The 10,664-nt window shown below is 60.5% G+C and carries 12 protein-coding genes; 10 read left to right on the top strand and 2 right to left on the bottom strand.

From position 1 onward, the window contains the following. Nucleotides 1-24: 24 nt before the first annotated feature. Entirely contained in the window at nucleotides 25-1,683 is a 1,659-nt protein-coding gene (locus VN623_RS00525; RefSeq protein WP_325567018.1) for a L,D-transpeptidase family protein, read from the bottom strand. A 401-nt stretch (nucleotides 1,684-2,084) separates the two neighbouring features. Here VN623_RS00525 and panB point away from each other — a divergent pair, with 401 nt between their 5' ends. The 9 genes from panB (at nucleotide 2,085) to VN623_RS00480 (ending at nucleotide 9,661) form a co-directional block, all read left to right on the top strand. Then, nucleotides 2,085-2,966 carry a 3-methyl-2-oxobutanoate hydroxymethyltransferase gene (gene panB / locus VN623_RS00520; protein ID WP_325567016.1) on the top strand — a complete coding sequence of 294 codons (882 nt, stop codon included), beginning with the start codon at nucleotides 2,085-2,087 and terminating at the stop codon, nucleotides 2,964-2,966. Between the two features lie 162 nt (nucleotides 2,967-3,128). Then, a complete protein-coding gene (locus VN623_RS00515; protein ID WP_325567014.1) occupies nucleotides 3,129-3,911 on the top strand; it encodes a tetratricopeptide repeat protein in 783 nt (260 codons plus the stop codon). 42 nt (nucleotides 3,912-3,953) lie between these two features. Then, nucleotides 3,954-5,303: a PQQ-binding-like beta-propeller repeat protein gene (locus VN623_RS00510; RefSeq protein WP_325567012.1), complete on the top strand. Its 1,350-nt coding sequence runs from the start codon at nucleotides 3,954-3,956 to the stop codon at nucleotides 5,301-5,303. A 78-nt stretch (nucleotides 5,304-5,381) separates the two neighbouring features. Further along, nucleotides 5,382-6,794 (top strand): ribosome biogenesis GTPase Der, encoded by a 1,413-nt coding sequence (gene der, locus VN623_RS00505; protein ID WP_325567010.1) that lies wholly within the window; start codon nucleotides 5,382-5,384, stop codon nucleotides 6,792-6,794. 142 nt (nucleotides 6,795-6,936) lie between these two features. Continuing rightward, the gene (locus tag VN623_RS00500; protein WP_325567008.1) at nucleotides 6,937-7,200 is read left to right on the top strand and encodes a hypothetical protein; all 264 of its coding nucleotides are present in this window, start codon (nucleotides 6,937-6,939) and stop codon (nucleotides 7,198-7,200) included. 205 nt (nucleotides 7,201-7,405) lie between these two features. Then, nucleotides 7,406-7,852 carry a DNA polymerase III subunit chi gene (locus VN623_RS00495; protein ID WP_325567006.1) on the top strand — a complete coding sequence of 149 codons (447 nt, stop codon included), beginning with the start codon at nucleotides 7,406-7,408 and terminating at the stop codon, nucleotides 7,850-7,852. Between the two features lie 60 nt (nucleotides 7,853-7,912). After that, nucleotides 7,913-8,764: a 23S rRNA (adenine(2030)-N(6))-methyltransferase RlmJ gene (locus VN623_RS00490; protein WP_325567004.1), complete on the top strand. Its 852-nt coding sequence runs from the start codon at nucleotides 7,913-7,915 to the stop codon at nucleotides 8,762-8,764. 244 nt (nucleotides 8,765-9,008) lie between these two features. Then, entirely contained in the window at nucleotides 9,009-9,224 is a 216-nt protein-coding gene (locus tag VN623_RS00485) for a cold-shock protein (RefSeq protein WP_325567002.1), read from the top strand. A gap of 173 nt (nucleotides 9,225-9,397) precedes the next feature. Continuing rightward, nucleotides 9,398-9,661 carry a hypothetical protein gene (locus VN623_RS00480; protein WP_325567000.1) on the top strand — a complete coding sequence of 88 codons (264 nt, stop codon included), beginning with the start codon at nucleotides 9,398-9,400 and terminating at the stop codon, nucleotides 9,659-9,661. Between the two features lie 114 nt (nucleotides 9,662-9,775). On the opposite strand, the gene VN623_RS00475 is transcribed toward VN623_RS00480, so the two are convergent. Then, nucleotides 9,776-10,063, bottom strand: coding sequence for a hypothetical protein (locus VN623_RS00475; protein ID WP_325566998.1), 288 nt, complete (start codon nucleotides 10,061-10,063; stop codon nucleotides 9,776-9,778). Nucleotides 10,064-10,350: 287 nt separating this feature from the next. On the opposite strand from VN623_RS00475, the gene VN623_RS00470 reads away from it, so the two are divergent. Then, nucleotides 10,351-10,653: a hypothetical protein gene (locus VN623_RS00470; protein WP_325566996.1), complete on the top strand. Its 303-nt coding sequence runs from the start codon at nucleotides 10,351-10,353 to the stop codon at nucleotides 10,651-10,653. Nucleotides 10,654-10,664: the final 11 nt, after the last annotated feature.

Genomic DNA, 10,664 nt, shown 5'->3' with positions numbered 1-10,664 from the left:
CAGTAATTACTGTCGCTTGTGGTGCTATCGTGTCAGCACGACGAACTCAGTGCCGCTGCCATTTTCATTGAGCGGAAGTTCACGGTCGGAAACGATCAGCGAGGCACCGGGACGCGCGAACTCGGTGATCGTCGCAAGTATATCGTCGGGAATCGTGAATGCGTCGAGCGCTGCCGTTGCCATCTGCACGTTGAACCCGCGAGACGACGGAAGATCGCGGTCCCGTTTCCGCTTTCCAGACTCCTGGTCGAGAGCCTGACCCGGCGTCGGCGTCTGAGCGCTGACCAGTTGCCATTCGAGTGTATTGGGATCGCTGCCGTAGCGCATGGCCGTGAAGACATGCGTTCCTACCCGGCTGGGCAGAGGCGCAACCGTGATTGGCGCCTCGAGGATGGGCTCGACGCCTTGACGAATGTAGATCCGCTGCGCCCTGAGGCTGACCAAAACCGATATCGGCTTCGCACGGCGGACCACTTCCTTGTTGGTATCGATCAGTGACGTCTCGGCCGAGCGTAAATCGAACTGGGCCTGACGGACGCTTTCAACAGCGGTATCGCGCGCCGATTGCGCCGCTGAAAAGCTCGCCTGTATCATGGCGAGGCTCATTTCACTCTTGGCGGCCTGGGCACGCGCCTTGTCGGTTTCATTTGTCAAATTCAGCACGGCAGCTTCGAGTTCGGCTTCCCGATTCCCGGCGTCGTCCGATTTGTCGTCTGCCTGGGATGTCGATTTGGGCGTCGTGCGTTGAGTTGCCGACATGTAATCCTCGAACGCATTGATCGCGTCCTGCTGCTTTTTCTCGGCGGCTTTGACGGCAGCTCTAACGGGTTCGATATCGCTTCGCGCCGCGTTCAGCTGGTCATTAGCGGCATCGAAGTTTTTCGCTGTTGTCTTGGCCTTGGCGGTCGCGGCGACACGAGCGCTGTCGGCGGCTTTCAGCGCAGCTTGCAGACGCTTGATTTTCTCCTGAATCATCTGGTCGGCTTCGACCCGCGTTGCCGGACGGCGCTGCGGATCGCGCGGCATCTCGGCGACCGCCCGGATGAGCGCCGGCGAAATACCGATGAATCGTGGCAGCGATCGAGCTGCGTCCGAAGCCGTAGCATCGTCCGCCCGATCGTTCATTGCCAGCTGCGGCTCTTTCGGTGTGCCCAGCCGCATCACGCTCGCGTCGTCAAACGGCAGCGGGCGGAAAAGTTTCGGATGATTGAATGCGACAGGTTCGGCGTCATCCCCGGTCACGATGACACGACTGCCGAGCTTGGTGATGTCGTAAAGTTTCTTGGAAAAGCTGTAGGGCAAGCGGATGCAGCCGTGGGAAGCCCGGAATCCGGGAACCACTCCGGCGTGTAGGGCAATGCCCGACCAAGTGATGCGCTGCATGTACGGCATTTCAGCGCCGGAATAGATATTGCTTCGGTGACTGACGTTCTTTTCCAGAATGGAAAACACGCCTGTAGGCGTGGCGAATCCCGGCCGTCCGGACGACACGCGAGACGACGCGATTTCGCCATCAGCGTCGTAAACGTGGAGTTTCTGATTTTTGATAGACACGACCAGCAACAATGGGCCCTTCGACTGTGTCGAAATGCTCGGTGTGCGGGGCGTCGTTTGTCGTGCACTTGTGGGAGGAGGTCCGGCGACGAGCGCCAGCGCGGCAACGATTGCCGCTACCGGACGCATTGTCCGCGCTACTTGATGCCAGACTTTGGCTATACGACGCACGTGAATCCACCCTACGCCGAACAAACCGCGCCAGGCCGGTCCACACGATCGCATATGACCGGAATGATAACAGCAGCGCCCTATAATCTGGTTATCAGAGCAAAGTCCGGGCGTGCAATGCCGGTGCTGCTCCGGCGGGGCATACAAGTCTCGCGGTGTTGCGCTAATTCAACGCTTTGCCTACTGGGCCGTGTATTCTGTGGATGGCAGTTGGTAAAATTTACCAGGCGAATAGACTTTCCCGGCCGAGTACGCTGGCGGCCCCCGCTGCGGTTTCGTAAACTCGGCCACAACGCACTACCGCGCCTTGGCTTCGCCGGCGCCATGTCCGGGGCTCTTGCCGGACCGATTGGAGAGTAATGTCCATTCACTTCAAGCGCCGGCGCGTCATGGCGCCAGACATCGCCGCCCGCAAGGGCGGTGAACCCATCGTTGCCCTGACCGCCTATCACGCGCACACGGCGGCGATCGCCGACAACCACTGCGATTTCCTGCTCGTCGGCGACAGTCTAGGCATGGTGATGCACGGGCACGAGACGACCGTACCGGTGCCGCTCGAATTGATGATCATGCACGGGCAGGCCGTCGTGCGCGGCTCGAAACGTGCCCTCGTCGTCATCGACATGCCTTTCGGCACGTATGAGGAAAGCCCATCGATCGCCTTCCGCAATTCCGCGAAGGTGATGAAGGCAACCGATTGCGGCGCCGTCAAACTCGAGGGCGGCCGGCGAATGGTGGAAACTATTCGCTATCTTGTCGATCGCGGTATTCCGGTGATGGCCCATATCGGGCTCACGCCCCAATCGGTCAACGTCATCGGCGGCTTCAAGACGCAAGGGCGCTCGGCGAACGAGTGGCACGCCATCGAGGAGGATGCCCGGCTCGTCGCGGAAGCTGGAGCATTCGCCGTCGTCCTGGAGGCGATGGCCGCGCCGTTGGCCGAGCGCATCACCAAGTCGATCCCGATCCCGACAATCGGCATCGGCGCTTCGCCCTGTTGCGATGGGCAGATTCTGGTCATGGAAGATATGCTCGGCCTGTCTCCGGAAGTGCCGAAATTCGTCAAAAAATTCGGATCGATCGGCGTCTCCATCGACCGGGCGATCGGCGCCTACGCCCGGGAAGTCCGTGCCCGAACGTTTCCCGCCGCCGAGCATACATATACGCTGAAGGACGATGGCGAGAGCGGCGTGGCTACTTCAATACGAGCCACGAAAAAGCCGAAGACTCCGAGCACTTAGCGGATCGAAGGCTCGGGGTCCGTCCGCAAAAAACTGAGAAAACGGTCGAAGGGCTTGCTCACGGCGCTCCCTTCGCTATCTATGCCCGTCAACTTGGGTTAGCCGCCGGGACACCGGCCCGTATCCCGATTATGGCAGGTGCTGGAAGGTTAAGGACACACGATGGCCGAAGATGGCGATAGTCTGTTGCGCGAGGTGCAGGAGGAACTGCGCCGCGAGCAATTGCGTAAAATCTGGGACAACTACAATGGCTTGATCATTGGTGGTGCGGTTTTCCTTCTTCTCGCGGTCGGTGGCTACCAGATCCTCGAAAGCCGGCGTATCGCCGCCGAGCAAACCGCCGGAGCGGAATTTTCGGCCGCCGAAAATCTCAGCGAGCAGAAAAAGGAAGACGAAGCCAAGAAGATTTTCACCAAACTGGCTGAGACCGGACCAGCAGGATATGGGGCTATAGCCAAGCTGCGTCTCGCCGGAGAGCAGGTCAAGGCCGGCAAGATTGCGGATGCGGTTGCAACTTACGATTCCCTCGCAGAGCAGTCGGGTGCAGATGAGCTGTTGAAAAGCTTTGCACAACTGCAGGCCGCATCCCTCAGACTGCCGGATGCGGACTATGCCGAGATCCAGAATCGTTTGACACCTCTTGCAGGCGACGATGCACCCTACTTCAAGAGCGCCAGGGAATTGCTCGGTCTGGCCGCTTACAGAGCGAAGAAATACGACGAGGCACGTAAATATCTCGAACCCTTGCTGATCGACCCGAATGCTTCGGAGGCGATGCAGAACAGGATCAAAGTCGTCATGGCCGGTATCGCTTCTGCGGAAGTCGGAAGTGCCACGCCGGAAACGGCGGCGCCGACGACGACAACTGAGGGTGCGGCGAAATCCGAGCCCGCCAAAACCGAGGCGAAGCCTGAAGGCGCTGCAGGGCCAGATAAAAAGCAATAAGTGCAGTCTGCACTATAAGGCGATAAGGCGAGGGAGAACGGCTTGAGCAGGGGGGCGCGATACAGACGATGGGGTGCGCTGCCCCTTTTCGTGGCAATCGTCGGGGCTAGTCTCCTTGGTGGCTGCGCCGGCGATGGCCCGTCGCTGCCTAAAATCACCGATCTCAATCCCTTCAAGGAAAAGCAGCAGCCGCTACCCGGACGGCGCATTCCCGTCATAGAGACGACCGAGAGCATCACGGGCAATCTCGCAGATGCCGATAAGCCGATCGTTCTTCCGGCACTCAACGCCAATGACGCCTGGCCGCAGCCCGGTGGCGAACCGAACAATGTGACAGGGAATCTGGCGCTCGACGGTGGGCTGCGTCAGATGTGGGCCGCCGACGCCGGTGAAGGATCATCGAAGACCGGGCGCGTAACGGCCAGTCCGATCGTCTTCGGAGGGCGCATCTATGCGCTCGACGCTGCCGCAAACGTGACGGCTTTCTCGCTCTCGGGTAGCAAGGTCTTCTCCGTTTCCACAAAGCCTGAAGGTCAAGTCGGCCAGGGTGGTTACGGCGGCGGTCTCGCTGCCGAGAACGGACGCCTCTACGTTGCAAACGGCTACGGTGTCGTTACCGCGCTCGATCCGCAGTCGGGCAAGGCGATCTGGACCAAGTCTCTCGGTATTCCGGTGCGCGCATCGCCGACCGCTTTCGGCGACCGGCTTTACGTCATCACGATCGATGGACGGTTCTACGCACTGAGCGGCATCGACGGAACCGAGGCCTGGTCGGCGCGGGGTCTTCCGCAGACGGCAAGTCTGATGTCGTCGGCGAGCCCGGCGGTCGATTCAGACGTCGTCGTTGTTCCGTACCCCTCCGGCGACATCATGGCGTTCAAGCTGTCGGACGGTTCGACGGCGTGGTCGGAGAACCTTTCGCGCACACGGCAGACGTCGCAGATCGCGTCGATGAGCGATGCGGCGCGCCCGGCGATCGACGACGGAACGGTTTTCGCAATTGGCCATGCCGGCCGCATGATCGCGACGCAGGCAAAAACCGGAGAGCGGATTTGGTCGTTAACGATACCCGGCTCGCAGCCACCCTGCGTGGCCGGTAACACGGTCTATGTCGTCGATACCAGCGGCCGCGTGCTGGCCCTTGCCAGGGCAACCGGCAAGACGCGCTGGATGACGCAACTGCCGGATTCAAAGACCTGGTCCGGGCCGGTGCTTGCCGGCAACGTGTTGTGGTTCGCCTCCAGCCAGGGTGAGATCGTCGGCGTCGATGCCGCAACAGGAAAAGTCGGCAATAAGGTCAATGTCGGAGCTGCGGTTTATATTCCGCCAATCGTCGCGCAGGGCCACATGTTCGTATTGACCGACACTGCGAAACTCATCGCTCTCAACTAGAAATTGCGCTAGAGACGCGAACTTGGCTTGCCCGGCAAGTCAACGCGAGCGCTGCTCGTTGCTATCCTCAATCCCCCAATGGCTGTTCCCTTGACGTTGTCATCTCAACTTCCTGTCGTCGCGATAGTCGGTCGTCCGAACGTCGGCAAATCGACGCTTTTCAATCGGCTGACCGGCACGCGCGCGGCGCTCGTCTCCGACTTGCCGGGTCTGACGCGCGACCGGCGCGAAGGCATCGCAGATCTGTTCGATACCAAAATCCGCCTGATCGACACCGCCGGTCTCGAGGAAGCGCGGCAGGGATCGATTGCCGATCGCATGCGCAAACAGTCCGAGCAAGCCATCGCGGTAGCCGATCTAGTGCTGTTCGTCATTGACTCGCGCGACGGAGTGACCGCCGCCGATAGTGCTTTTGCGCGGATCGCCCGCCATTCCGGCAAGCCCGTCGTTCTGGTCGCGAACAAGGCGGAAGGGCGCCAGGGAGCCGACGGAATTCTTGACGCGTTTTCGCTTGGGCTTGGCGAGCCGATTGCCATCTCCGCCGAGCACGGCGAGGGTATCGGCGATCTGGCGGCCGATATCATCGCGGCCCTTGGCCTTCAAATGCCTGCGCCAACCAAGAAGAAACGCCGGGGCGATGACGCCGATTCGGCAGAAGCGCCGGAGAAGCCCGAGCGCGTCAAGCCTATCCGCGTCGCGATCGTCGGCCGGCCAAATGCCGGGAAGTCGACGCTGGTCAATGCGCTGCTCGGTGAAGACCGCATGATCACGGGACCTGAGCCCGGTCTGACGCGAGACAGCGTCTCGAGCGATCTCGACTACAAAGGCCGTTTGATCCGGCTATTCGACACCGCGGGGCTACGGCGCAAAGCCAAGATAACCGAAGCCGCTGAGAAACTGTCGGCAAGCGACGCCGTGCGTGCCATCCGCTTCGCGGAAGTGGTCGTGCTGCTGATCGACGCCGAACGGCCTTTCGAGCATCAGGATCTGACCATCGGCCACAGGGTGACGGAAGAAGGCCGCGCTTTGGTGATCGCGATCAACAAGTGGGATCTCGTGAGTGAGAAGCAGAAAACGCTTCGCGCCCTCAAGGACACCGTTGAAGAGAGCCTGGCGCAGGTGCCCGGCGTCTCGCTCGTCACGATATCGGCACGCTCCGAGAGCGGCCTCGATCAGTTGATGGCGGCGGTCGTCAAAACGCATGCAACGTGGAACAAGCGCGTTTCGACGCCGCGGCTCAACCGCTGGCTCGATGAAGCGCTGCAGCGGCACTCGCCGCCTGCCTCGCATGGAAGGCGGATCAAAATACGCTACATTACTCAGCCCTCGACGCGGCCGCCGACCTTCGTCGCCTTCTGCCAGCGCGCCGATGCGTTGCCTCAATCGTACGTGAAGTATCTGACGAATTCGCTGCGCGAAGCCTTCGATCTGCCGGGTGTTCCGATACGCTTCAGTCTCAGGAAGGGCGACAATCCATTCGCCAAGAGCTAAGCGCGCAACGGTGCTCGATCGGCGGCATTTTTCCCCCGTACGGCTCGCCGAGGTCTGGTGCTTCCAAGAGTGCACACGTAAATTTCGAATCACGTCAGATCGGCACGATCGGCATGAGCCACAAACGTTGAGGGTTGACGGAATGAGAAAGCTTGACGGAGCGCTGATGTCTTTTGCCGTGATGGCGGGATCTGCACTTTTCGCCAGTACGGCGGCGGATGCCTATTCGTCGAAGGTCAAGGATGCCTGCGCCGGCGACTATCAGAATTTTTGCGCGCAATATATGCCAGATAGCACCGAGCTTCGCCGCTGCTTCGAGAGCAACCGAAAAGGTCTGTCGCGCATTTGTATTTCAGCCCTGATCAACGCGGGCGAAGTTCCGGCGCGGTATCTGAAGAAGAGATAGGCAAGCTTAGAAGCGCAGCGGGCGGGAGCAACGGCGGCGAAAAGTTAGGCCACCATGCTCACCGCCCACACGGGCGTCAGCCACCAGAACTGGCGCCGCTCCGGACGAGACTAGATAAGAGGTCCGGGGCGCGCTTCAAGAGCTCTTCAGTAATTTGCTGCGTGCGACGCGCCTTCGCTGTGCAAGCAATTTGGGCAACTAGCAAATGGACGTGTTCTTCTATCATCTCGAACATCAGACGCTCGAGCGCGTGCTGCCCAGCCTTCTCGAAAAAACGCTGGCGCGCGGCTGGCGTGCCGTCGTGCAGGCTGGCAGCGAGGATCGCCTCGAGGCGATCGATCAGGCGCTCTGGACCTACGCCGACGATAGTTTTCTACCGCACGGTACGGCACGAGCCGGGCACGCGAGCGAGCAGCCCGTCTATCTGACGCTCGGCAACGAAACGCCGAACGGCGCCGGGGTGCGATTCCTTGTCGATGGCGCCGAGGCAGAAGCTTTCAGCGGGGCCGAGCGTTTCGTCTATGTATTCGATGGACGCGATCCCGATGCCGTTGCGTCGGCGCGGACGCAGTGGACGGGGGCCAAGGCGGCGGGATGCGCCGTCACCTACTGGCAGCAGTCTGAAAGCGGGCGCTGGGAAAAGAAGGCCTAGAGTGAGACCTCATTTGACGGCATATCTTTTGCGCCTCGGTCGTTTCCCAACCGTCGACGCATGAACTATCGCCACGATTATCACGCCGGAAATTTTGCCGATGTGGTCAAGCACGTCGTGCTGGCGCGCGTGCTGACGTACATGAAACAGAAGCCGCGACCTTTCCGCGTGATCGACACGCACGCCGGCGCTGGGCGTTACGATCTTTCTGGATTGGAGCCCGGCAAGACCGGCGAGTGGCAGGATGGAATCGGCCGCTTGTTCGATGCAGAACTGCCAGGCCCCGTTGCAGACCTCATGGCGCCCTATCTCGATGTCGTCCGAGCTGCAAACGATCCGGGACAACTTCGGTATTATCCCGGGAGCCCCGTCATCGCGCGCCAGCTCATGCGGTTTGAGGATGTTCTCGTCGCCAACGAGTTACAGGGCCAGGACTTCGAACGCCTCAAGGGCGAGTTTCGCCGCTCCAAGACCACGACCGTGCTCAATATCGATGCTTGGCACGCCGTCAAATCACTGTTGCCGCCCAAGGAGCGCCGCGGGCTTGTACTGATCGATCCGCCTTTCGAAAGTCGCGAGGAGTTTGACAATCTCGCCACCGCTGTCGCAGAGGCGACCCGGCGTTTTGCGACTGGCACGTATCTGATCTGGTACCCACTCAAACACGAGGTGGCTGCCGACCGCTTCGTCGCCGCCGTCACTGCACAGTCGGAGCTCGAATTTCTCGACGTCAGGCTTTCGGTATGCGCAGCGTTTGCGGGCCTCGGGCTGACGGCGGCAGGCGTGCTGGTGCTCAATCCGCCTTACGTGCTTCGGGAGGAACTCGAGGCCATCCTGCCGCTGCTTAGCGAGACACTGGCCGAGGGTGCGGGCCATGGCTACCTGCTGCGCAACGCCGTTCTAGAACGGTGATCACTTCGCTCTGCAGCATTTCGATCTTGCAACACGATCTTGTTTACAGGATAAATTGCCGCACGCTAAAGGCGGGCAGCGGCATGGCGGCTCCCGTTGCGTTCTACGAAGCCCGGCGCGCGTTGTGCGGTGCGGCAGGACGCGGTTGGGATCGTGCCGGCTTCCGGGCCCGTCACGGCGGTCGATACGAAGGCTTGCGCGGAAGCCTGAGGTCGTACGCCGGGAGTGCGCCAGGAGACGACGCATGCGCCAGACAGGTACAGTGAAATTCTACAATTCACAGAAAGGCTACGGCTTCATCAAGCCCGATGCCGGCGGCAATGACGTTTTCGTTCATGTTACGGCTGTCGAACGATCAGGCATTGGTGATCTGAACGAAGGAATGCGGCTTTCTTTCGAGACCGAACCCGACAAGCGCGGCAAGGGCCCGAAAGCAGTCGATCTGCAAAAGTCCGACTGACGTTGCGAAGCGAAGTTCTGACGCGCGCCGCGGTTTCCGTTCTGGCGCCATGCTGTATCCATGAGTGCGGTGCGCGATGTAGCGACGAAAAAGTTCGGCGTGATCGGTGGGGGTCGCGCGTTCTGAAATCGGCAGTGGGTGGGTTGAAGATCGAAACCGAGGGAGAAGCAGCAATGACGATACTTATGCGCGTGGGAATGGTGGCATTCGCACTGGCCGTTGGCATGGCAGCGAGCGAGGCTCAGGCGAAGTGCGTGATGGCGGGAGGTGAGTCCGTGATGGCCACGCAGGACCTCGCCAAATTCATGGCGAGTGCGGCCCTGAAAAACTCGATGGCGGCTCACGGCTGGAAACCGCACGGTGTCGTCAAGGTGACGTGCGATACGTCGGCGATCGGCTTGCCGCACTGTCTTGCCCGTCAGAAGGCATGCGGTTGAGACCGCGATAGGCGGTTATTTGACAAGCTCAGACAGCTCGCCGGTTGATATTCGGCGAGCTATTTTCTTCTCGCAGCCGGCGCGAACGGCGGGCTGCGTGCCGTTGGGCGTCGCTTACCTCGCCATCGCGCCGCGTAGCGCCCCGACAATGGCCATCAGAACGCCGCCGCCGACGCCGCCGCCGACGATTTGCGTCAGAATTGCCGGCCAATCCAGCGGACCGCCTCCTACTGAGGATGCATGGAACGCGTATTCGAGAATCTGACCGCCGAGGCCACCACCCACAATGCCGGCAATCGTGTTGCCGAGCGTCCCGAGGCTCATGTTTTTAAGCATGCTGCCCGCAATATTGCCGCCAAGCGCACCACTAACCAGCTGAATTAAAAGCGTAATAATATCCATTGCCGTTCTCCACCAGCTAAGTGGGATGTGACGAGCTTTGCGATTATTCCCCGTTGATCGCTTCGTCGGCTGAAACAGCCTCCCACAGTGGGAATCATACCACAGTTTGGCTCAAAAACGCCTTGGTCCGGCCTCAACGGATCGTCGTTAACCGGAATGCGTGGTTGATAAGTGACAGCCTTGTGCGAATTGCCGGTGGCAACCATTTCTTCAAAGAACTCAACGATAATTGCACTATGCTGAGAGCATCTTGCGGTGCGGGACCGACTGCGGAGAGAGGCAATCCGATGACGTTTAAGTTCGTTTCAGCCGTATTGATCAGTGGCGTGATGCTGGCGATTACGGCTCCGGCCGAGGCAGCTCCTGCGAAGCGGGGCTACCAGTCTGGCCCGCAGGTCAAGGGCTATGCCATTCGCCGCCGCGGCGGCTATTCCTATGGCTACTCCGACTCGATCAGCACGAATGGGGATCGCGCCGCTTATCGCGGTCACATTTTGAACCCGCAGACCCCTGCAGGGCCGTTCGATTCTGGGTTCTTCTTCGATTCTGCCATGGGCTACCGAGGCGGCCAAGCGCCTTACATGAACTAACGTTCTCGGCG

It is taken from the genome of Hyphomicrobium sp., from assembly GCF_035572195.1.
Classification (GTDB): Bacteria; Pseudomonadota; Alphaproteobacteria; order Rhizobiales; family Hyphomicrobiaceae; genus Hyphomicrobium_B.
Note: the sequence above shows the minus strand (reverse complement) of the source record. Positions and strands in the feature narration are given on the sequence as shown.